The following is a 22233-nucleotide window of genomic DNA, read 5'->3' as shown; positions in this document are numbered from 1 at the left end:
CATCTCCTTTTCCATACATGATTATAGTACGGAGAATGGATAATGGATGTGGAATATTTGTGAAGATTATAACAAAATTGTGGCGGGATGGGATTATATCGACGTTTCGACAAATAACAACAAAAAAGAGGATGCTCCACCGAGCATCCTCTTTCTATATATTAAGCAAATTTATTTTTGATCCAGTTTTTACCTTCTACAAGGCGAGCTGTCATTACGGCACAAGCGTTATCTCCTGTTACGTTTAACACTGTTGCAGGAGGATCGATGATTGTACTAATTGCTGCGATAATTGGCAATGCTTCTGGTGGGAATCCGTATAGAGAAACGATTAACATTTCACCAATCATACCTCCGCCCGGAATAGCACCCATTACTGTTCCTACTAATAGAGAAACAACAAGTGCAATTGCTAATGTTTTCGGTCCTTCGAATTCCATGTTGAAAATACCGAATAAGAAAGCAATTTTTAATACCCCGCCTAAAACAGATCCGTCTTTATGAAGTGTAGATCCAAGAAGGACAACTGTTTCACGAACGTCAGAAGAAATACCCATTTTCTTCGTTGCTTCTAAGTTCGCTGGAATACTTGCGGCACTACTACAAGTTGCAAGTGATGTAACTGTAGGAGAGACCATGTTCTTCCAAAATACTTGTACACCTTGTTTGCGACCTGCAAGGTACGCATAGAATGTAAAGAATACAAAGAAGTAAATAAGAGAAGCTGGATAGTATACCATTGCTGCTCGGAAGTAAGTTCCAAGAAGTTGTGGTCCGAATTCACCAACTAATGCTGCGAAGTAGGCAGCTAGTCCGATTGGAGCGTAGTACATAATGAAAGATACGACTTTCATTGAAATTTCTGCACCAGCTTGTAGGAATGTAGCGAATGGTTTCCCTTTTTCACCAACTGCTGAAGTTGCAACCCCCATTAAGATAGAGAAGAAAATAAGAGCTAGCATGTTCTCGCGAGATAGTAACTTTGAAAAGTCTGATACTGTTATGATACCAACAATTTGATCAGCAACACTAACTGCTTTTTCAACTTTATCAGGCTGCGTTAGTTCTAATACAACACCTTGTGCTGGCGGGAATACTTTCACGATAATAATCATAAAAATAGCAGCTAAAATACTTGTAAATAAGAAAGTTCCAGCCATACTAGACATAATTTTACCGAAACGTTTTAATCCATCCATATTAGCAATAGATGACGCGATGCTAAAGAACACTAACGGTACAACAATCGTAAACATTAAGTTTAAGAAAATGTCACCAAGCGGCTTTAAAGCAACTGCATCGGCACCCATGAAATAACCAATGAAACCACCAATTAGGATAGAAGATAATAAAATAAGCGGAAAGCGATATGCCTTCATAAATATATCCTCCTATCGATTATAAAAAATCATACTGAATCATTATAGCGAGTTAGAGACTTCTTTACTAGGAAAATACGGATAGATGGAATAGCGTGAAAACCGAGAAATTTTTGTTTTTAAGCTCGGCATACAGTTAGAAATCTAGACATATATATTTGTAACCTAGTGGTGGCAAGGGCTACACCATAACTTAGGTTTGGAAAAAGGGGGAGGGGAGCGAGATGAATATTTTACTTTGCTGTGCAGCGGGAATGTCTTCCAGTTTGATTGTTACAAAAATGGAGAAAGCAGCAGAGGCAAGAGGGATACAGGTAAAGATTTGGGCAGTATCAGGTTCAGAAGTGCGAAATCATATTGATACTGCAGATGTACTTTTACTTGGACCGCAAGTACGTTATTTATTACCGAAAATGAAAGAATTATGTAAGGACAAGGGAATACCTGTTGATGTCATTCAATCTGTCCATTACGGGCTTTGTAATGGAGAAGCTATCTTGCAAGCAGCTTTGTTAATGAAACCATGAGGAGTGTGGGATAGATGATAGGGTTTTTAGAGAAATATGTGATGCCAGTGGCAGGGAAGGTTGCAGAACAGAGACATTTGCAAGCGATTCGTGATGGAATTGTTTTAACGATGCCTTTCTTGATTATTGGATCATTTTTCCTCATTATTAGTGCATTACCAATACCAGGATATAATGATTTTATGGCAGGTTTATTTGGTGAGAATTGGCAGAGGGCTTTAGGGTATCCAGTTAGTGCAACTTTTAATATAATGGCTTTAATAGCTGTTTTTGGAATCGCTTACAGACTTGGAGAATATTATAAAGTGGACGCTTTAGCATCCGGAGCATTGTCGCTTGTGACGTTTTTACTTGCAACTCCATTTCAAGTTGCATATATTATACCAAGCACGAAGGAAAGTGTGATTGTAGATGGAGCAATCCCAGCGGCGCTAATGGGAAGCCAAGGTTTATTTGTAGCGATGATTATTGCAATTATATCTACTGAACTTTATCGGTTTATTGTACAAAAAAAGATGATTATAAAGATGCCGGAGACAGTTCCACCAGCTGTGACACGTTCATTTGCGGCACTTGTTCCAGGTTTTATTGTTGTAACGGTTATTTGGATTTTGCGCTTAATTATAGAAAATACTTCTTTTGGCAGTATCCATAATATTGTGGGGCAAATTTTACAGGAACCACTTAGTGTACTTGGTGCTAGTCTTTGGGGCGCAATAATAGCAGTTATTCTCGTTCATGTTCTTTGGTCGTGTGGAATTCATGGTGCTACTATTGTTGGTGGTGTAATGAGCCCCGTTTGGTTGTCGTTAATGGATCAAAACCGAGTTGCTTTCCAAGCAGGGCAAGATGTACCGAATACGATTACTGCACAGTTCTTTGATTTATGGATTTATATGGGCGGTTCTGGTGCAACACTCGCTTTAGTTGTAGGAATGTTACTATTTGCGCGAAGTCAGCAATTAAAAAGTTTAGGGCGATTATCGATTGCACCAGGTATTTTTAATATTAATGAAATGGTGACTTTCGGTATGCCGATAGTAATGAACCCGCTTTTACTTATTCCATTTATACTTGTACCAGTTGTGTTAACGGTTGTTTCTTACTTTGCAATGGAATGGGGATGGGTCGCACGTCCGAGCGGAGCGGCTGTACCTTGGACGACACCTATTCTTTTTAGTGGATATTTAGGATCAGGCGGGAAAATTTCAGGTGTTGTTTTACAACTTGTTAACTTTGCACTTGCATTCTTTATTTACTTACCGTTCTTAAAAATATGGGATAAACAAAAAGTAGCGGAAGAAAAGGGGGAGTAAAGAACTAAAATGGATACGATAGAGACGAAAGCTTTTCACTTAATTTTGCATGGTGGTAATGCGAGAAGCTGCTCAATGGAAGCAATTGATTGCGCAAAGCGCGGTGAATTTCAGGAAGCAGAAGCGAAACTACAAGAAGCTTTAAATGAATTGCAAGAGGCGCATCGTTTACAAACAGAGCTCATACAGAAAGAGGCTGCCGGGGAAAAAACCGAAGTTACCCTTTTGATGGTGCATGCACAAGATCATTTAATGAACGCAATTACAGTGAAGGAATTGGCGAGTGAGTTTGTAGAATTATATAGGAAGATGTCGGTGGATGAATGAACCTTGCTTATGCGAGGTTTTTTTATGTTTTGCAAAGATACTGTTATGACGAAAAGAAGACCACTTACGCATGATTTTATTTATTATTTCCAAGTTTATGTAAAAATGAAAGTGTAAAGGGAGCTTCATTATATGGTTTATGATGACTTTATATTGGAAACGAAAAATAGCAAAATTAAATCGTCAATTAAGATAAAGTGAAACTTTAATCAGTGGGAGTTTTACTGCCCGGCGAATAGCGGGGTGAATAGACTATGTATGTGTGCTTACCATCAGTGGAGTGTTATAGGTTCCACTGATGGTATTTTTATATTAACAAACCTCCTTATTTGTGGATAAATATGGATGAGAATTAATCGATAGTAATAAATTCTCCTACACCACGAATTAATTTTTTTATATGCATACGTTCTGGTTTTAATACGCTTAGTATAGAATCAATGGCTTTTTGAGGATCGACAGATGTGCCGCAAGTATAACAATCAATTGCTGCAAATTTCTTTTCAGGATAAGTGTGAATAGAGAGATGGCTTTCTGATAATAAAATTAATACCGTAACTCCATATGGGTGGAATTCCTTTTTACTTACATTTAAAACGTGGGCACCAGAGCGATTCGCAGCGGAAACTAAATGATGTTCTAAAAAATGAATATCATTTAATAGAGAAAAGTCCACGCCCCATAAATCTACTATTATATGCCGACCAAATGTAGAATAGTCCATCTACTTGTACCCCCTTTGTTAAAATATCATCAAAATTGCATTTCTTGTTGATAGCAATGATGTAGGGTAAGGTCAGATTCTAAATTTAAAACGGCATTGTTACGGTGATCTAAATGTTCTTCTTTAAATTGAAATAAAGGAGCAAGAAGAGACGGTAATGTGCGAGGAGTTGGTACTACGTATAGTTGTTCAATTTGATTGAGTACATGTGAAGAGTTAGCAGCAATATGAAATCCCCAGTCAGTTCCGAAAGAAGGAACAATTATATGATAGTTTTTTACAGTTAATCCGGCATTTTCAATTGTATTACCGATACTCCAATATACAAGAGGTGCATCAGCAGGTGAATTAGATTGGCAAACAAATGCGCCATCCTCTGTTAGGAACGTAGCTATAAGGGCAAAGAGTTCACTTGTATATAAAGTGCTTAATACTTCTGTCGCTGGATCCGGAAAATCAATAATAATTACATCATATAAAGAGGAAGGAGATTTTAGGAATTCTTTTGCGTCACATACATGTACATTTGCACGATCATCAAAAAATGCGCGTTTGTTTAAAGCAACTAATTCTGGAACATTGCGAGCCATTTTAATCATTTCTTCATCTAAGTCGACGAGGTCTACATGAAGAACCGTTTCATATTTTAAAACCTCTCTTAAAGCAAGACCATCGCCACCGCCTAATATGAGAACACGCTTTGGATCTATTACCTTTGACATAATCGGATGAACTAGTGCTTCATGATAGATTTGCTCATCAACGGAACTAAATTGTAGTTGTTTATCCAAATATAAACGAATATCGCTTACTTGGAGTAAGTTAATGTTTTGATAATTACTTTTTTTTTCAAATAAACTTGTATGTTCGCCAGCTTGTATTTCTTTTAGCGAAATTTCATCCCATACATCTAAGCTGTGCGAATCTGTGGGTACTATTATTACATTTTCCGATTGTACTTGTTTATCGTCTTCGTCCTGTTTATCTGGTTTGTCTTGCTTATCGTGTTTGTCCTGTTTATCTGGTTTGTCTTGCTTATCGTGTTTATCTTGCTTATCGTGTTTATCTTGCTTATCGTGTTTATCTTGCTTGTCGTGTTTATCTTGCTTGTCTTGTTTATCTTGTTTATCTTGCTTGTCTTGTTTATCTTGCTTGTCTTGCTTGTCTTGTTTATCTTGCTTGTCTTGTTTATCTGGTTTACCTGGTTTGTCTTGTTTGTCTTGTTTGTCGTGTTTATCTTGCTTGTCTGGTTTACCTGGTTTACCTGGTTTGTCTTGTTTATCTTGCTTATCTTGTTTGTCTTGCTTATCTTGTTTGTCTTGTTTATCTTGCTTGTCTTGTTTATCTTGCTTGTCTTGTTTATCTTGCTCGTCTGGCGTATCTTCAGTGTCCTGTTTGTCTAGTTTATACGTGTTTGAATCTAATTCAGAACCTTCTTCATGTTTATACCATTTATTTTGAACCTGTATTCTATAAATCTTCATTCTATTCTTTTTTCTATGCTTTGGCATTGGAATCCCCTTTCAAAATACTTTATTTTATTCTATTCTATGTAATTTAATAGAGTTTGACTGGACAATAACTAGACGAGTGTCTTGAATAGGTATTTGTTTTGATTTGAGTTGAAATATTATATTTTTTGGTACTATATTTTCACACTTTTAAAAAAATTAGTGTTTTTTTGTTTTAAACACAACTAGACAACTAAACACTAATCTATTTTCATACAGTTATGTGTTAAAAGTGAGGTGTTTTATAACACACTGTGTGTTTTTTTGGGGACACACTGATTGAAAGCGGTAACACACAAAGAAATCACTCGAAAAAACGCTGATTTTAGGCGTTTTGAAAAGTTGGCACGGTAATTGCATTAATAAATAGCGTAAAGAAAAATAAAAAACATAAATTTTTTATACAACACAAGGGGGATTTATAAATGAATATTTTATTATGTTGTTCAGCAGGGATGTCTACAAGTTTACTAGTTACAAAAATGGAAGCGGCTGCAAAAGCTCGTGGTCTAGAAGGTAAGATTTGGGCTGTATCTGGGGATGCAGTAAAAAACAATATCGATCAAGCAGACGTACTATTATTAGGACCGCAAGTTCGTTACATGCTTTCTACAATGAAAACGCTTGCCGATGAGAAAAACGTTGGAGTCGATGTTATTAACCCAATGCACTACGGCATGATGAATGGAGAAGCAGTTTTAGATCACGCATTAACACTAAAAAAATAATTAGGGGGGAAGCGAAATGCAAAAATTTATTGCATTTATGGAGAAATATTTAGTTCCAGTCGCAGGAAGAATCGGATCGCAGCGTCATTTAGTTGCAATCCGTGATGGTTTTATCGCAGTTATGCCTCTTATTTTAGTTGGATCGTTTGCAGTACTTATAAATAATCTACCGGTTGATGCATTCCAAAAACTTATGAAGGGTGCATTTGGGGATGTTTGGAAAGATATCGGCGGTGGTATGTGGACAGGGTCCTTTGCAATATTAGCCCTCATAGCCGCAGTTGGGATAAGTTATAATTTAGCGAAATCTTACGGTGTAGACGCGTTGTCAGCAGCAATTATTACATTCGGTGCATTAATTATTATATCTCCGACAACGCCAAAAGAAGGCGGTATTGATTTAGCTTGGACAGGATCACAAGGTTTATTCGTTTCTATCATTGTAGCTCTTCTTGTAACCGAGGTATTCAGGTTCTTTGTTCAAAGGGATATTACAATTAAGATGCCAGATGGTGTTCCACCAGCAGTAATGAAATCCTTTGCAGCATTAGTACCAGCATTTGTTATTTTAATCGCAACAGCAAGTATTCAATTAGCTGTGAAATTAGCGGGAACAAGTATTCATAAAATCGTATTTGAAACAATTCAATTACCATTACAAGGTTTAGCAGGTACATTACCAAGTGCAATTATTGTTGCTCTACTTATTCACGTATTATGGTTCTTCGGATTACATGGCCCTAATATTATTGGTGGTATTATCGACCCAATCTATTTACCAGCACTAGAAAAGAACATTAAATTATTTAACGATGGTATGTCTGCATATGATGTACCGCACATTTTCACAAAGCCATTCTTTGATGTATACGTATACATCGGTGGATCAGGTGCAACATTAGCATTTTTAGTAGCAGTAATGCTTGTTGCAAAGAGTGCGCAACTTCGTGGTGTAGGTCGCGTATCTATCGGTCCTGGTTTCTTCAATATTAACGAACCAGTTATTTTCGGTACACCAATTGTATTAAACCCAGCGTTAATCATTCCATTCGTACTTACACCAGTTGTATTAGTTATTACTTCTTATACAGCAATTTCCTTAGGATGGGTGCCAAAAACAGTTGCTTTAGTTCCATGGACAATGCCACCAATCTTTAGTGGTTATCTTGTAGCAGGTGGAAGTATTGCTGGTGCTGCATTGCAGCTAGTAAACTTTGCAATCGCGGTAGTTATTTACTATCCATTCGTATTAATGTGTGACCGTACGTATGTACAAGCTGCGAAAGCTGAAACAAAAGGAAACGACAATTCAGTATCACTTTAAAAAGTGTTGTTCTGACGAGTTTTTATAGCTCGTCAGAACAACTAACTTTTATATCATGTTCAGAAAGATGAGACCCATCTACAAGAACACCAAACTATCATTAATAAAATAATAATTTAATAGAAATGTTCAAACTGAAGGGGTATTTAAATCGGTTGAACCATAATAGAGAGGGCGGTAATTATGATGACTACAGCAGAACAAATTCCATTCCAATTGATTTTAAATAGTGGTAATGCACGAAGCTTTGCAATGGAGGCACTGCAATTCGCCAAACAGGGGAAAATGGCAGAAGCTGATGAAGCGATGGTAAAGGCGAAAGAAGCGATTAATGAAGCGCATCATTTCCAAACAGAGCTCATACAATCAGAAGCAAGAGGGGAAAAAACAGAGATTAGTGTTCTTTTAATTCATGCGCAAGATCATTTAATGAATTCTATTACGGTAAAAGAATTAGCGGCAGAATTTATTGACCTTTATAAAAAGCTAGAAGCGAAAGGGGAATAAAGCATGACTGGAATTAAAATTGCTACAATCGGCGGTGGCTCTAGTTATACACCAGAGTTAATTGAAGGATTTATTAAACGTTATGACGAGCTTCCTGTTCGTGAAATTTGGTTAGTAGATATTGAGGCAGGAAAAGAGAAGTTAGAAATCGTTGGTGACTTAGCGAAACGTATGGTGAAAAAATCAGGTTTACCAATTGATATTCATTTAACACTTGATCGCCGTGAGGCATTAAAAGATGCTGACTTCGTAACAACGCAGCTTCGCGTTGGTTTGTTAGAAGCACGTGCAAAAGATGAAGCAATTCCATTAAAATATGATGTAATTGGTCAGGAAACGAATGGTCCTGGTGGTTTGTTCAAAGCGCTGAGAACGATTCCTGTTATTTTAGATATTTGTAAGGACATGGAGGAACTTTGTCCGAATGCATGGTTAATTAACTTTGCGAATCCGGCTGGTATGGTAACAGAAGCTGTACTTCGCTACACGAACATTCAACGAGTAGTTGGTCTATGTAACGTTCCAATCGGAATTCGTATGGGTCTTGCAAGATTACTTGAAGTAGATGCAAGCCGGGTACACGTTGATTTCGCTGGTTTAAATCATATGGTATACGGATTAGATGTATACTTGGATGGCGTAAGCGTAATGGATCGTGTATTAGAACTTGTAACAGATCCAGAAAAGCAAATTACGATGGAAAACATTGCTGCGCTTAACTGGGAGCCAGACTTTATTCGCGGTCTTCGTGCAATTCCGTGTCCATATCATCGTTACTACTATAAAACACGTGAAATGTTGGAAGAAGAGAAAACAGCTTCGATTGAAAAAGGTACACGTGCAGAAGTAGTAAAACAATTAGAAGATGATTTATTCGAGCTATATAAAGACCCGAATTTAGATATTAAGCCACCACAATTAGAAAAGCGCGGCGGAGCCTATTATAGTGACGCAGCATGTAGCTTAATTACGTCTATTTACAATAATAAAGGTGATATCCAGCCTGTTAATACACGAAACAACGGAACAATTGCAAGCTTGCCACATGATTCGGCTGTTGAAGTGAACTGTATTATTACGAAAGAAGGTCCAAAACCAATTGCGGTCGGAGATCTTCCAGTACCAGTTCGTGGTTTAGTACAGCAAATTAAATCATTTGAGCGCACAACAATTGAAGCTGCTGTTACAGGGGATTATCATAAGGCGCTGCTTGCTATGACAATTAACCCACTTGTACCATCAGATAAAGTTGCAAAACAAATTTTAGATGAAATGTTGGAAGCACATAAAGAACATCTTCCACAATTCTTTAAGAAGATAGAGAAATAAGAAGCGGCGCTGTTTAGCCCGCTTTTTTTAATTCTAGTAGGAGGTATTGCGATGATTAAACTAATTGTAAATGCAGATGATTTCGGTCTTACGGAAGGTACAAATTACGGAATTATTGATGGACATAAAAACGGGATTGTAAATTCAACGACGATGATGATGAATATGCCAGGGACAGAGCATGCCGTACGCTTAGCGAAAGAGTATAAAACGTTAGGGATAGGAGTTCATCTCGTATTAACGGCAGGAGAACCGCTTCTTAAAGACGTTCCATCACTTGTAAGTAGCGATGGATTTTTTCATAAACAAAGTGTTGTATGGGAAGGAAATATAAATCCAGAAGAGGTAGAAAAAGAATGGACTGCTCAAATTGAGAAGTTTTTATCTTACGAATTAACACCAACTCATTTAGATAGTCATCATCACGTGCATGGATTACCGCTTTTACACGACGTTCTTGAGAGATTAGCAAGTAAATATAATGTTCCAATTCGTCGTTGTGAAGAAGAGCGAGCGGTGCGCCCATTTTCAGATGTGTTTTACAGTGACTTTTACGCTGACGGTGTGACGGAAGATTACTTTGTGAAGTTAAAGGAAAGAGTGCAGGACGAGCAAACGGTAGAAATTATGGTGCATCCAGCTTATATTGACCCAGAGCTTGTGAAACGTTCTTCTTACGTAATGGATCGCGTGAAAGAGTTGCGTATTTTAACGGAGAGTGAGCTGCCTGAGGGAATGGAGCTTGTGAAGTTTTAATAGGAAAACGACGGCTAAATGGGGCCGTCGTTTTTTGTGCTTACAAAATGGATAGAACATATCCACCGAAGGCCCCGATTATAACGATAATCCAAGGTGGTGTTTTCCAAAAAGCGAGTAAGCAAAATAGAAGAGAAGCAAAAACGAAATCTACAGAATTCATAATTGTACTCGTCCAAATTGGATCATAAAAAGCTGCAAGTAAAACGCCGACAACGGCTGCGTTTACTCCAAGTAGTGCACCTTGTATGTAAGATACTCTCCTTACACTGTCCCAAAATGGTAAAACGCCAACAACGAGCAGGAAGGCAGGAAGAAAGATAGCGATCGTTGCAACAACTGCTCCGGCGGTTCCATTTAGCACTGCTCCTATATAAGAAGCGAATGTAAATAGTGGGCCTGGCACTGCTTGTGTTAATCCGTATCCAGCAAGAAATTGTTCTTTTGTCATCATCCCGTTTTGTACAAACTCACTTTCAAGAAGAGGAAGTACGACATGCCCTCCGCCAAATACAAGTGCACCAGAGCGATAGAAGCTGTCAAATAAAGAGATGAAATAAGAGTATAGTCGTAACATCGGTAACAGTATTAATAGTCCGAAGAATAAGACGAGACAAGATATGGCTACCATTTTTGAAATAGGTACGTTTATTTTATGAGCTTGGCTAACTGGCTGACCACGATATAAAAACCAACCGATGAAACCAGATACTATAATGAGAATTACTTGTGTCCAGCTACTTGGCCATAATAGGGCGATTGCGGCAGTTACAATTGCGATTGTTGCACGGTTTCGGTCTGGTGTTAACTTTTGAGCCATTCCCCATATTGCATGAGCGACAATTGCGACCGCTACAAGTTTCAGTCCGTGAATCCAGCCAGTACTTCCAAGCTCGAATTGGTTAAGAAATGAAGCGAAGAAAACTAAAACGAGCACAGATGGGAGAGTGAATCCGATCCATGAAATAATGGCTCCTAATAATCCGCCGCGCAATAAGCCAACTCCCATACCGACTTGGCTGCTAGCAGGGCCAGGAAGGAATTGACATAGCGCTACTAAGTCTCCGTAACTTCGTTCATCCATCCATTTTCTTTTTTGCACGTATTCATGATGAAAATAACCAAGATGGGCGACGGGACCACCAAATGAAGTAAGTCCTAATTTAAATGATACGAGAAAAATCTCTATTAATGATTGGAAAGAGTAGTTATTATTTTTCAAAATTTCCTCCTAGACTGTTTTTCTAAGTGCATTATACAAGAGGGAGTAAAGCAAAAGAAACGATTTTAATGTAAAGATTGTGTGAATCTTTTCTTCGTAATTAAAATTTGAAAAAGTCATAAATGATTATGTCTAAACCATAAAGTAGTAGAAGTAGTGCTGGGAAATTTATATGAGGAGAATGCCCGTATGACAACACATTTCTTTGCTAGGTTAACAGGGAAGAGGGAAGTACCTCCTGTAAATACAGAAGCTTACGGTGTAACAGAGCTCATTTTTAGTGAAGATTTAAAGAAGTTGCAATATCGGGTCATATTAAAAAATATAAAAAAAATCACGTCATGCCAAATTCATTTAGGAAAAGCGAATCAAATTGGTCCAGTTATTTTAAGTTTGTTTGGTCCGTTAGAGCAAGGAATTAGTGTGAATGAAGGAGTCGTTACTGGTGTAGCTAGAGTAGAGGATTTTGAAGGGCCTTTACAGGGGAGAGCATTTGACAGCTTGTTTCAAGAAATAATGCAGGCAAATGTATATGTAAATGTTAATACGAAATCTAATAAAAAGGGAGAAATAAGGGGGAGAATAAGGGAAGTAAAGAAGTAAGCGAAAAGGCTGTCCAAAAAACATTTTGGAACAGCCTTTTCTAATTATATAGAGTGCTACAATATCGCCTAGTTTAATTTTTTACAGGCTGATTTTTAATGAAGAAGTCCATTATATAAAATACTTCGTCATCTGGGATTTGTATTTCAAATGTATTTTCAATAGGTTGCAATGCTTTTTTCACTTTCATATACATCCAGTACTCATCTTGTCTTCGTTTCTCTTTATCAGGATGAGGGAGGAGACTTTCACCTTTTTGAAGACGGTCAACCATGCAGCTCATATGCAAAATCACACCCATTAAACTGTCGGGAGTTAGCTGTAAAGAAATCAATTCTTGAATTGTATTTAATGCATAACGAATTGTTTTAATAAGTAATGCTCCATCGTTACGCTGCATTTGTTGTTCAAGAATATCAGCCATTTTTGCATATGTTTCTTCATACGTAATCAATTCTTGAATTGGTTGAATAGCTGTGTAGTTCACAATGTCTTGGAAATGATATGTTAAGCAAGGTATTTGCATATCGAAATTCGTGACGATACAAATGATATTACGCTCTTTTTTTATGTTCTCGATCATTTTCGTTAAATCTTTTTCATGAACGATGCTAATCGGAATAATTTCAATTAAGTCTTTATCAAAGCGTAAATAGTTCTCTAACATTTTTTGAATTGCTAAAGCACTTCCTTCGCCGGTTAAACAAGCTGTTAAAATCACGGATTTCATTGGCGATAGTGGCTTTTTCTTTTCTTCCTGTACGTTTAAATAGAACGGCGTTAAGTTCTTAACTGTTTCGTATAGTGCATCTAATGAATAGCCAAGCTGAGCTTTTCGAGCTGCTTCTAGTGCGTGTGGTGTACTCGTCATGGAAAGAACACGTACAGGGATTTTGAATTCAGTTTCTAATATATCACCAATATAAGCGAGAGATCCCATATCAACAAGTAAAAGAAGCCCGTTTACATTTTGAAGTGTTTTCATATACACTTTAACACGCTCTAAGAAGTCTTTTGGTGATTCATGCAAGGGCATATCGATACCAGTTACTTCATCAATACCGAGAAGTTCGTTTGCAACGTTTGCCATTTCTGTTGCGATGCCATTACCGTGTGCTAATATTAATACTTTTACTTCTGTTTGTGAGGCAGGAATTGGATCAACAACGAAGAACATTGTTAAAAAGCCAGCTTCATCAATAGGTATTGTTATTTGTAATTCTTCTTCTAATAGCTGAATACATTGCATAGCTACGGAAAAAGCTTCTTTATATTTCGTACGAATTTGATTTAATTGTGGGTGGTGAATTTGTTTCCCGCCTTGCAAACGTTGTAGAGTTGTCTGTACATGTAAACTTAAAGCGAGAAATACTTTTTCATCGAAAGTTTTAGATAAATATTTTTCAGCTAGTTCCGCAATTTTTTCACATACGGAAACGATATTACGATCCACAATTTTGAAAACATTTTCATGACTTGTTTTTTTAGATATTTGGTTAAAGTATTGGACGAAAAAGCTTTGAATATCATTTTCTATTAGTAATTCTAATTCTTCCTCTTCAATGCCGCGTGCTTGAAGTTCTTCATATTTATAATCAATATAATCGTAAATAGAAGAGCGACTTCCTTCGGGTTTTATTGTATGTTTACTCCAACCTTCATCACCTGTAAATACAAATGTTTCATTTGGTATTTGATATAGATGACGGCTCTTTCTTTCAATAAATAATCCTTCTTTCATATACCAGGGTAAATCTGTACTTGAAACACAGACAGAATCACGTTTTTTTGTTACGAAATCAGAATAAGCTTTCGCACAGGCAATTTGTACGTCCGTTTTCAATTGACCGATGTTATTTGGACAATTGTAAAAGACGAAAGCACGCATTGTATTTGGACTAACATGAATCTCTTTCCTTAGACGAATTGCTTCATTTGTGAAAAATAGTTGCAGTAAAGCAAACCGTTCTTTATGTGTTCGCTCACGAAGTGGTGGAAGCGTAACGGTCATCGGAATACGTCTTGTAAATGTTTTTAATAAAAATGAATTTGGTTCTTCGGTTGTTGCAGTAATAATCAACACTCGTGCCTTACGTTCATTTTCCGTTTCTCCAAGGCGGCGGTATACTCCGCGATCAATAAATGTGAAGAGCATCTCTTGTCCTTCTGGAGGAAGGCGATGTACTTCATCTAAGAAGAGGATTCCTTCATGTGCTTTTTCAATTAACCCTTTTTGATCACTGGCACCTGTGTAAGCTCCTTTTTTTATCCCAAATAACTGTCCAAGTAGTAGTTGTGGATTGTTTGCATAATCAGCACAGTTAAAGACGATAAAAGGTGCATCTTTTGGAAGTTGTTCCACTTCAATTGCGTATTCGTGCATTAAAGAAGCGAACATCGATTTTCCGACACCTGTTTCTCCAAGTAGTAAAGTATGCATACCGTTTGGAGGATAGAGAATAGAAGCTTTTGCTTTTTCAATTGCAATTTTTAGGCTTGTATTTTCAATAGCAAATATATCTAATGAAGTGCCCTTTGTTGAATGCGTTTCCAATGAAGTGTTCGTTTCTATATAAAAACGGACAGGGCGTGTACTCGTTTTTAATAAACGATTATCTTTCACAAGCTTGTTTAAATCGCTACTAACATTTGCACGGTCTAGCTGTAGAAGTGTAGCGAGTTCTGATGCTGTTATACCTTCTGTATAATTCCCTTTTTGTATTGCGTTAAAAATGAGATCTATTCGTTTCATTTCTATTCACCTCGAAACTTCATCACTATTTAAAATTCTACACAAAAATGAGAAGTGTGGGAAGAGAAAAATAAAACAGCTTTAGTACATAGGCACTAAAGCTGTTACAATCTTGTGTCTTTCCAAAAATTCACTTCGAGATGGGAAGATGGATTGTAGGGAAGTAGTTTATATCCTTGTGAGTGTAAATAATCAATTACTTTTGGGAGTATTTGCACTGTGACACTAGAATCATGCATTAAAATAACCTCTACTTGTTCATCGCTTTGATTTCGTACCCTTTCTAGTATTGCGGAAGGATTATCATAGCTTTTCCAGTCATATGTATCAATTGTCCAATCCCACATTTTATACTGGGCAGATACGAGTGCATCACGGTAATTCTTTTTTAAGTAAGGCATGCTACCGTATGGGACCCGAACGAGATGTGTATTTAAATGTGTAACTTGCTGGACAATGTTTTGGGTTTGCTCCATTTCTGCAATTAAAACAGATGGATCGCCAGTATAAAGACGTTTTACATCATGCGACATACTATGGAGACCGATATAATGTCCATCTTTAATCAATCGCTCCATCGTTTTTTTATAATGTGGCACCTTTCCGCCAATAACGAAGAAAGTTGCTTTTCCGTTCTTCTCTTTTAAAATATTTAAAATTTGTGGTGTGTATTTATTTGGTCCGTCATCAAATGTTAAGTACGCAATTTTTGTTGTAGGAGAGGTAGTTTGAATACTTTGGTAATCTTTTACTTGAATGTCTGTAGTTGCTTTTGTATTCGATGATGCGTACATAGTAATAGTTAAAAATAAAATTATACATTGAAGTAATCGCTTGATCATAACATTCACCCTCAGTTTGACAATCAAGATGTAAAAATGAAAATTTGATACTTTTTTCGTTATACGTATATCTTTCTCCAATAGAGGCACTCTCAAACAATCTATATTTTGGAAATGGGGAATAAGGATTAAAAAATAAAAAATAGCATCCTCTTATGAAAAGAGGATGCTATTTGAATATTTCATAATAGTAAAGGCTATACTACAATTAGTCTTCGCGTTTTTTCACTTTTTTATAGAAGGAAATAATTGGTTGGTAACGTTCGTGTACAAGACCGATTACTTCAGCAATGATTTCTGTAAAGAAGATTAAAATGAAAAGAAGAATAATGGATAACCATAATGTTGCACTACTGAAAATAATTGCATTTACACTAAAGAAAATACCCAATGCGTAAATAATTAGTACCGTTTTACGATGAGAGAATCCCATTGCAAGCAAACGGTGATGTAAATGCGATTTATCAGGTGCTGAAATAGGCTTTTTATTTACGATACGGCGGATAATTGCAAATGTCGTATCAAATATAGGTACACCTAAAATAATGATTGGAACGATAAAACTGAATAACGTTACGCTTTTGTATAATCCAAGTAACGATATAACAGAAATACAGTATCCTAAAAATAGTGCTCCTGTATCTCCCATGAAAATTTTTGCTGGATGGAAGTTGTAGAATAAAAATCCAATTGTACTTGCTAATGTAATCAGTGCTAGAGGTAATATAATAGCTGCTCCAGTACCCCATGGGCTAGTGAAGGCCATATATGCTAGCGTTGCAAGTACGATAGATGAAATCCCTGCGGATAATCCATCTAATCCATCAATTAAGTTGATGGCATTTGTAATACCTACAATCCAAAATACAGTAATTGGATAAGCAAGCCATCCGAGTTCAGTATCTCCAAGAATTGGAATATATAATACTTGCACTAATAATCCACTTTTTACAATCATGATGGCAACTAATAGTTGTCCACCGAATTTTACCTTCGCAGATAGTTCGTACATATCATCTAAAATCCCGATGATAACAATGATGATAGCACCTAAAGTTATCGATAACATTCTTTGTTCGTACAATCCACCGACAACAAATCCTACGGCTACACCGATGAAAATTGCTAACCCGCCAAGACGAGGCATAATTTTTTGGTGTACTTTACGCGCATTTGGCTTGTCTGTTGCTCCTATTTTGAAAGCTAATTTAATAACTAAAGGAGTAACGACGATTACAGTGATGAAAGATGCCAAAATGGCATAAATCACTTGTGAGTCCATTAATACCCCACCCTTTATAGTTTAACGTAATTTTTCTAATTGTATTTATCTGAAAATTATGATGTTTATTTACAGGCTCATAACATATGGTATCACAAAAAGATTAGAATTCAATCTTTTTTTCTTTCGGCTGTAAAGGGGAGTGAATTGAATATATGACAATTGGATATGGAATGTTGTGTCCTTAGAGAAGGTTGATCTCATATTGTGGCTTGTAATGTGACATTGTACTTCCCTCTCATATAGCGATGACTTTTGTTTCAGTATTATAAGTGTTGCACGTAAAATTGAGTAAGTTCCGTGTTAAAATGTGGGAATTTACATTTTGTATATATTGCATCATTTAACTTTACAAAATCTTAAAAAATAATAAAAAAACAATTCATATAATAAAGAAGTGAAAGAGTTTTCTCATTTTTAGTGTGAGAGGGGGAAGCACAGGGAGAATTCTGTGTATTCGTATATTTTCTTATGTATATTCCTGTGCGAAAGGAAAATGAAAATTACGATAATAGGTACCGGATATGTTGGATTGATTACGGGAGTAGGATTGGCGAGATTGGGACATTCAGTCACATGTTTCGATATAAATAGTGAAAAAATTGAACGGATTAAACAAGGCGAGTTACCTATTTATGAATGTGGATTAAGTGAATTAATAAATGAAGCATACGAGAATAATCATTTAACTTTTACAGCAAGTAAATCAACGGCATTTAATGATGTAGAGTTTATATTTATTGCAGTTGGAACGCCATCTTTATTAGATGGAACAGCAGATTTAACGTATATTCGTAGCGCTTGTGATGATATTGGAATATATGTGAATAACGATATTATTGTTGTTACGAAAAGTACGGTTCCTGTAGGGACAAATGATGTAATGAGAGAATGGATTGAGGATAAACTACAAGGTAGACATGAATTATATATTGTATCGAATCCAGAGTTTTTAAGAGAAGGTTCTGGTATTTATGATTTTTTTCATGGTGATCGTATCGTAATTGGAGCATGTAGTGAAGAAGCTGCAAGGAAAGTAGAGAATTTGTACAGTAAATTAAGCTTACAAACGTATATTACAGATATTCGAAGTGCTGAGATGATTAAATATGCATCTAATGCTTTTTTAGCTACGAAGATTAGTTTTATTAATGAAATTTCTAATATATGTGAGCAAGTGGGTGCAGATATAGTAGATGTAGCTACAGGGATGGGGATGGATAAGAGAATTGGTGCATCTTTTTTAAATGCAGGCATCGGATATGGAGGATCTTGTTTTCCAAAAGATACGAAAGCACTTGTGCAAATTGCAGGGAATGTTTCTCATGATTTTCGCTTGTTGAAAGCAGTCATTGAAGTGAATAATAAACAACAGTTGTTGTTAGTTGAAAAAGCGAAGAAAATTATAGATATGAAGAAGAAGCGAATTGCGGTTCTTGGTGCAGCATTCAAACCGAATACTGACGATATTAGGGAAGCACCATCTCTTATTATAATAGAGGAATTAATTAATATAGGTGCGGATGTGGTTTTATATGACCCGCAAGCTATTCAAAATGTAAGAAGTTTATTTGGAAATACGATACGATACACTGAGTGTATAGATGAATCGATTAGAGAGGCGCATGCAGTTTTTATCGTAACAGAATGGGAATCAATTCGAAATTATCCGCTAGAAAAGTATGCACAGCTTATGAGGGAACCTATTCTATTTGATGGGAGAAATTGTTATACTAATGGGGATGCCGAGAAGCATGGATTAGATTATTACTCAGTTGGGCGAAAAGGCGCCTGTAATAGTAATGTTTCTCAGGTGCGTTAAAAAGTGTATTTTCACATGCATATTTTTATATGCGATAATAGAAGTTTTAACTAGTGAAAGAAAAGAGGCAATGAAATGACTGAACGTTTAAAAGTAATGACAATTTTCGGGACACGACCAGAAGCAATTAAAATGGCACCTCTTGTATTAGAGTTGCAAAAGCACCCAGAAAAGATTGAATCAATTGTGACTGTAACAGCACAACACCGTCAAATGTTAGATCAAGTATTAAATATCTTTGGAATTACGCCAGATTTCGATTTGAATATCATGAAAGATCGTCAAACGTTAATCGATATTACAACACGTGGTTTAGAAGGTTTAGATAAAGTAATGAAAGAAGCGAAGCCTGATATCGTACTTGTGCATGGTGATACAACGACGACATTTATTGCAAGCTTAGCTGCTTTTTATAATCAAATTCCAGTAGGACATGTTGAAGCAGGACTTCGTACATGGGATAAGTATTCTCCATATCCAGAAGAGATGAATCGCCAACTAACAGGTGTAATGGCGGATCTTCATTTCTCACCTACAACAAAATCAGCAACGAACTTACAAAAAGAAAATAAAGATGAGTCACGCATTTTCGTAACAGGAAATACAGCGATCGATGCACTGAAGACAACTGTAAAAGAAACTTATAGCCATTCGGTGTTAGAGAAACTTGGAAATGATCGTCTTGTACTTATGACAGCACACCGTCGTGAAAATTTAGGAGAACCAATGCGCAATATGTTCCGTGCAATTAAGCGTCTTGTTGATAAGCACGAAGATGTACAAGTTGTATACCCTGTTCATATGAATCCTGTTGTTCGCGAAATAGCGAATGATATTTTAGGCGAGCATAGCCGTATTCATTTAATTGAGCCGTTAGATGTAATTGATTTCCATAACGTTGCAGCTCGTTCATACTTAATGTTAACTGATTCTGGTGGTGTACAAGAGGAAGCACCATCACTAGGTGTGCCAGTCCTTGTCCTTCGTGATACGACGGAACGCCCAGAAGGTATCGAAGCAGGTACGCTGAAATTAGCAGGAACGGATGAAGAGACAATCTTTGGTCTTGCTGATGAGTTGTTATCTGATAAAGAAGCTCATGATAAGATGACGAAAGCATCTAACCCTTACGGCGATGGTCGTGCATCTGAGCGTATTGTAGAAGCGATTTTACAACACTTTAAGAAGTAACAACAATTGCGTGAAATAAAAAGAGCCAAATCGTATAAGATTTGGCTCTTTTTTTATTCATGATTCCTCATAATCCACTCTGCATGAGCATTTGTAGAAGGGGGAGGAGGCGGTGGTGTTTTGTTCTCACTCGGCTCCTTCTTTGCTTTTGCGCTGGAGTTAGAATTTGAATCGGAATTTGTATTCTCATTTTTCGTAGTCTCTGTTGGAACTTTTGCTTTTTCTCCTATTTCCTTTTCAATTTCGTTACGTACAGTCTCTACACTGATTGGATCTGGAAGGAAGTAATAAATACCGCCAATTTTTCTGTCTTCTCCTTCAAGTTTTAATGTTTGTATTGTAGAAGGGTCGAATCCAGAGATTTTATTGTAAAGAGCAAGTCCGTCTGAAATAGGAATATCGGTTTTTATATATTTTCCAACTACCTTTGTTAAATCTTTAATTTTAAATACGGTAGAAGCAGAGTTTAGCTTTTGGGCAACAGCAGCCAGTACTTGTCTTTGTCTAGCAGCTCGACCATAATCACCGTTAGGATCTTGCTTTCGCATACGGACGTACGCGAGTGCTTCTTCACCATTTAAGTTCTGTTGACCTTGTTTAAATTGGATTTTTTTATAGTAATCCACGTCAGAGCGTTCCCAGAAATCGAAGGGGACATCAACGGTAATACCGTCAACAGCATCAACGATACCTTTAAATCCTTGGAAATCAATTTTAATATAATGATCAACAGGAACTTTTAAAAACTCTTCGACGGTGTCGATTGCCATTTTTTCTCCACCGTAAGCATGGGCAGCGTTAATTTTGTCTTCTTTATTTTTGCCAACAATCTTAACACGAGAATCGCGTGGGATACTCATAAGTGAAACCTTTTTTGAGTTTGGATTAACTGTCGCGAACATGAGTGAATCTGTTCGGCCGTTTTGACCATCTGTTGCGTAATCCTCAATACCCATAATTAGTATTGTGAAAGGTTTTTTTGTGATTTCCACATCTTCTGCTCGTAATTTAGATTTTTCACGGCTAAATCCACTGTACATCCCCATGAGAGAAGTGTAGGAATTTAACATATAAAGTCCTACGCTACCAAATAAAAATGCGAAAATAAGAAAGAAGAAAAACTTTCTTCTACGTTTCTTTTTTATTCTGCTATTTTGGAGATGATAATAACGTTCTTCCATATATAATCTCCTTAGTTCATTTGTAGGGAATTAATTCACTACATTAATCTTTAAAGGCGATACGTTAGCTATTCTTAGATAACACCTTGTTCTAAGTACAACATATCTCCTTCTTTAATTGTACACTTCCCGTTTGTTAATTCAATCATCCAATCTGTAAATGTTTGTTTTCGATTTTCTTCTACATACGTATCGAATGTGACGTTTTCTAGATAATGTATATCTTTAATGTTATATTCTGAATTACGTAATTCATTTTCAACTTTGCCAAGCAATGTGTAATCAATTTCTGTTTCCATAACGCGCATTAGTTTTCGCTCAACAACGCCTACGTGATTAAGACCTTCACTTGTACACTTTCCATATGCACGAATTAATCCGCCAGCACCAAGTTTAATACCGCCAAAATAGCGCGTAACGACGACGACAGTATCTTTTAGACCTCGCTTTTTTAATACCTCTAACATAGGTACACCAGCTGTGCCGCTCGGTTCGCCGTCATCGTTTGCCTTTTGAATTTGATCTTGTTCACCGATTAAATATGCGGAACAATTATGTGTTGCATTCCAATGCTGTTTTTTTATTTTTTGTATAAATGCTTGAGCTTCCTCTTCCGTTGTGGCGCGATTCACATAGCAAATGAATCTTGATTTTTGAATCACAATTTCGTGCTCTCCATAGCCTTTTATTGTTAAATATTGTAATAACAATGGTATACGCCCCTATCTTTCAAAATAACTAGTACTTTACATTTTAAAAGCGAGCGTTTTTATATTCAAACATTTTTTACAAATATGTTGAAATTTTTGGTGAGTATTTTATCTTTTTGTTGTAATTTGTCGAGCGAGTGATTGTAGTTTCTAGCCGGCATTTTTATGTATGGATGCACCTTTTCTAGTTTTCGTGTAAA

20 protein-coding genes are annotated in these 22233 nt (G+C 36.6%); 11 read left to right on the top strand and 9 right to left on the bottom strand.

Features of this window, described 5'->3' with window-relative positions; genetic code table 11:
• Positions 1–161: 161 nt before the first annotated feature.
• The gene (locus DN408_RS05855) at positions 162–1379 is read right to left on the bottom strand and encodes a dicarboxylate/amino acid:cation symporter (RefSeq protein WP_147740001.1); all 1218 of its coding nucleotides are present in this window, start codon (positions 1377–1379) and stop codon (positions 162–164) included.
• Between the two features lie 224 nt (positions 1380–1603).
• On the opposite strand from DN408_RS05855, the gene DN408_RS05850 reads away from it, so the two are divergent.
• The 3 genes from DN408_RS05850 to DN408_RS05840 are packed head-to-tail and all read left to right on the top strand — an operon-like array spanning position 1604 to position 3549.
• Positions 1604–1906: a PTS sugar transporter subunit IIB gene (locus DN408_RS05850; protein ID WP_002016166.1), complete on the top strand. Its 303-nt coding sequence runs from the start codon at positions 1604–1606 to the stop codon at positions 1904–1906.
• A 14-nt stretch (positions 1907–1920) separates the two neighbouring features.
• The gene (celB, locus tag DN408_RS05845; protein WP_002016164.1) at positions 1921–3222 is read left to right on the top strand and encodes a PTS cellobiose transporter subunit IIC; all 1302 of its coding nucleotides are present in this window, start codon (positions 1921–1923) and stop codon (positions 3220–3222) included.
• 9 nt (positions 3223–3231) lie between these two features.
• Positions 3232–3549, top strand: coding sequence for a PTS sugar transporter subunit IIA (locus DN408_RS05840; RefSeq protein WP_002016162.1), 318 nt, complete (start codon positions 3232–3234; stop codon positions 3547–3549).
• A 352-nt stretch (positions 3550–3901) separates the two neighbouring features.
• On the opposite strand, the gene speD is transcribed toward DN408_RS05840, so the two are convergent.
• Positions 3902–4273: an adenosylmethionine decarboxylase gene (gene speD / locus DN408_RS05830; protein ID WP_002129953.1), complete on the bottom strand. Its 372-nt coding sequence runs from the start codon at positions 4271–4273 to the stop codon at positions 3902–3904.
• 29 nt (positions 4274–4302) lie between these two features.
• Positions 4303–5784, bottom strand: a complete 1482-nt coding sequence (locus tag DN408_RS05825) for a polyamine aminopropyltransferase (RefSeq protein ID WP_147740000.1) — start codon at positions 5782–5784, stop codon at positions 4303–4305.
• Between the two features lie 425 nt (positions 5785–6209).
• Here DN408_RS05825 and DN408_RS05820 point away from each other — a divergent pair, with 425 nt between their 5' ends.
• The 5 genes from DN408_RS05820 (at position 6210) to chbG (ending at position 10428) form a co-directional block, all read left to right on the top strand.
• Entirely contained in the window at positions 6210–6512 is a 303-nt protein-coding gene (locus DN408_RS05820; RefSeq protein ID WP_001023565.1) for a PTS sugar transporter subunit IIB, read from the top strand.
• Between the two features lie 16 nt (positions 6513–6528).
• Positions 6529–7836, top strand: coding sequence for a PTS cellobiose transporter subunit IIC (gene celB / locus DN408_RS05815; protein WP_002129949.1), 1308 nt, complete (start codon positions 6529–6531; stop codon positions 7834–7836).
• 183 nt (positions 7837–8019) lie between these two features.
• Positions 8020–8343, top strand: coding sequence for a PTS lactose/cellobiose transporter subunit IIA (locus DN408_RS05810; RefSeq protein ID WP_000989054.1), 324 nt, complete (start codon positions 8020–8022; stop codon positions 8341–8343).
• A 3-nt stretch (positions 8344–8346) separates the two neighbouring features.
• A complete protein-coding gene (celF, locus tag DN408_RS05805) occupies positions 8347–9672 on the top strand; it encodes a 6-phospho-beta-glucosidase (RefSeq protein WP_078177887.1) in 1326 nt (441 codons plus the stop codon).
• A 51-nt stretch (positions 9673–9723) separates the two neighbouring features.
• Positions 9724–10428, top strand: coding sequence for a chitin disaccharide deacetylase (chbG, locus tag DN408_RS05800; RefSeq protein ID WP_147739999.1), 705 nt, complete (start codon positions 9724–9726; stop codon positions 10426–10428).
• A gap of 40 nt (positions 10429–10468) precedes the next feature.
• On the opposite strand, the gene DN408_RS05795 is transcribed toward chbG, so the two are convergent.
• On the bottom strand, positions 10469–11650 hold the full coding sequence (locus DN408_RS05795) for a chromate transporter (protein ID WP_147739998.1): 1182 nt from the start codon (positions 11648–11650) through the stop codon (positions 10469–10471).
• A gap of 189 nt (positions 11651–11839) precedes the next feature.
• On the opposite strand from DN408_RS05795, the gene exsM reads away from it, so the two are divergent.
• Positions 11840–12253 (top strand): exosporium regulatory protein ExsM, encoded by a 414-nt coding sequence (gene exsM, locus DN408_RS05790; protein ID WP_002166452.1) that lies wholly within the window; start codon positions 11840–11842, stop codon positions 12251–12253.
• 73 nt (positions 12254–12326) lie between these two features.
• Here the strand turns inward: exsM and DN408_RS05785 are convergent, their stop codons facing one another.
• The 3 genes from DN408_RS05785 to DN408_RS05775 form a co-directional block, all read right to left on the bottom strand.
• Positions 12327–15005, bottom strand: coding sequence for a sigma-54-dependent transcriptional regulator (locus DN408_RS05785; protein WP_147739997.1), 2679 nt, complete (start codon positions 15003–15005; stop codon positions 12327–12329).
• Between the two features lie 104 nt (positions 15006–15109).
• A complete protein-coding gene (locus DN408_RS05780; protein WP_002129943.1) occupies positions 15110–15847 on the bottom strand; it encodes a polysaccharide deacetylase family protein in 738 nt (245 codons plus the stop codon).
• Between the two features lie 208 nt (positions 15848–16055).
• Entirely contained in the window at positions 16056–17129 is a 1074-nt protein-coding gene (locus DN408_RS05775; protein WP_147739996.1) for a glycosyltransferase family 4 protein, read from the bottom strand.
• A gap of 451 nt (positions 17130–17580) precedes the next feature.
• On the opposite strand from DN408_RS05775, the gene DN408_RS05770 reads away from it, so the two are divergent.
• Together DN408_RS05770 and wecB are read left to right on the top strand one after the other, a co-directional pair.
• Complete coding sequence (locus DN408_RS05770; RefSeq protein WP_033709574.1) at positions 17581–18951, top strand: UDP-glucose dehydrogenase family protein; 1371 nt, start codon at positions 17581–17583, stop codon at positions 18949–18951.
• A 75-nt stretch (positions 18952–19026) separates the two neighbouring features.
• Positions 19027–20142: a non-hydrolyzing UDP-N-acetylglucosamine 2-epimerase gene (gene wecB / locus DN408_RS05765; protein ID WP_002034751.1), complete on the top strand. Its 1116-nt coding sequence runs from the start codon at positions 19027–19029 to the stop codon at positions 20140–20142.
• A gap of 53 nt (positions 20143–20195) precedes the next feature.
• On the opposite strand, the gene DN408_RS05760 is transcribed toward wecB, so the two are convergent.
• On the bottom strand, positions 20196–21323 hold the full coding sequence (locus tag DN408_RS05760; RefSeq protein WP_002016146.1) for an LCP family protein: 1128 nt from the start codon (positions 21321–21323) through the stop codon (positions 20196–20198).
• A gap of 74 nt (positions 21324–21397) precedes the next feature.
• Positions 21398–22033 carry a YigZ family protein gene (locus DN408_RS05755; protein ID WP_002034752.1) on the bottom strand — a complete coding sequence of 212 codons (636 nt, stop codon included), beginning with the start codon at positions 22031–22033 and terminating at the stop codon, positions 21398–21400.
• Positions 22034–22233: the final 200 nt, after the last annotated feature.

It is taken from the genome of Bacillus sp. AR13-1, from assembly GCF_008042285.1.
GTDB classification, from domain to species: Bacteria; Bacillota; Bacilli; order Bacillales; family Bacillaceae_G; genus Bacillus_A; species Bacillus_A mycoides.
The sequence above is the reverse complement of the archived record's forward strand: the minus strand, read 5'-3'. Positions and strand labels throughout refer to the sequence as shown.

Coding starts and splice junctions, on each gene's coding strand:
- DN408_RS05855 (WP_147740001.1), bottom strand. CDS start 1,379: ATGAAGGCATATCGCTTTCCGCTTATTTTATTATCTTCTATCCTAATT.
- DN408_RS05850 (WP_002016166.1), top strand. CDS start 1,604: ATGAATATTTTACTTTGCTGTGCAGCGGGAATGTCTTCCAGTTTGATT.
- celB (WP_002016164.1), top strand. CDS start 1,921: ATGATAGGGTTTTTAGAGAAATATGTGATGCCAGTGGCAGGGAAGGTT.
- DN408_RS05840 (WP_002016162.1), top strand. CDS start 3,232: ATGGATACGATAGAGACGAAAGCTTTTCACTTAATTTTGCATGGTGGT.
- speD (WP_002129953.1), bottom strand. CDS start 4,273: ATGGACTATTCTACATTTGGTCGGCATATAATAGTAGATTTATGGGGC.
- DN408_RS05825 (WP_147740000.1), bottom strand. CDS start 5,784: ATGCCAAAGCATAGAAAAAAGAATAGAATGAAGATTTATAGAATACAG.
- DN408_RS05820 (WP_001023565.1), top strand. CDS start 6,210: ATGAATATTTTATTATGTTGTTCAGCAGGGATGTCTACAAGTTTACTA.
- celB (WP_002129949.1), top strand. CDS start 6,529: ATGCAAAAATTTATTGCATTTATGGAGAAATATTTAGTTCCAGTCGCA.
- DN408_RS05810 (WP_000989054.1), top strand. CDS start 8,020: ATGATGACTACAGCAGAACAAATTCCATTCCAATTGATTTTAAATAGT.
- celF (WP_078177887.1), top strand. CDS start 8,347: ATGACTGGAATTAAAATTGCTACAATCGGCGGTGGCTCTAGTTATACA.
- chbG (WP_147739999.1), top strand. CDS start 9,724: ATGATTAAACTAATTGTAAATGCAGATGATTTCGGTCTTACGGAAGGT.
- exsM (WP_002166452.1), top strand. CDS start 11,840: ATGACAACACATTTCTTTGCTAGGTTAACAGGGAAGAGGGAAGTACCT.
- DN408_RS05785 (WP_147739997.1), bottom strand. CDS start 15,005: ATGAAACGAATAGATCTCATTTTTAACGCAATACAAAAAGGGAATTAT.
- DN408_RS05780 (WP_002129943.1), bottom strand. CDS start 15,847: ATGATCAAGCGATTACTTCAATGTATAATTTTATTTTTAACTATTACT.
- DN408_RS05775 (WP_147739996.1), bottom strand. CDS start 17,129: ATGGACTCACAAGTGATTTATGCCATTTTGGCATCTTTCATCACTGTA.
- wecB (WP_002034751.1), top strand. CDS start 19,027: ATGACTGAACGTTTAAAAGTAATGACAATTTTCGGGACACGACCAGAA.
- DN408_RS05760 (WP_002016146.1), bottom strand. CDS start 21,323: ATGGAAGAACGTTATTATCATCTCCAAAATAGCAGAATAAAAAAGAAA.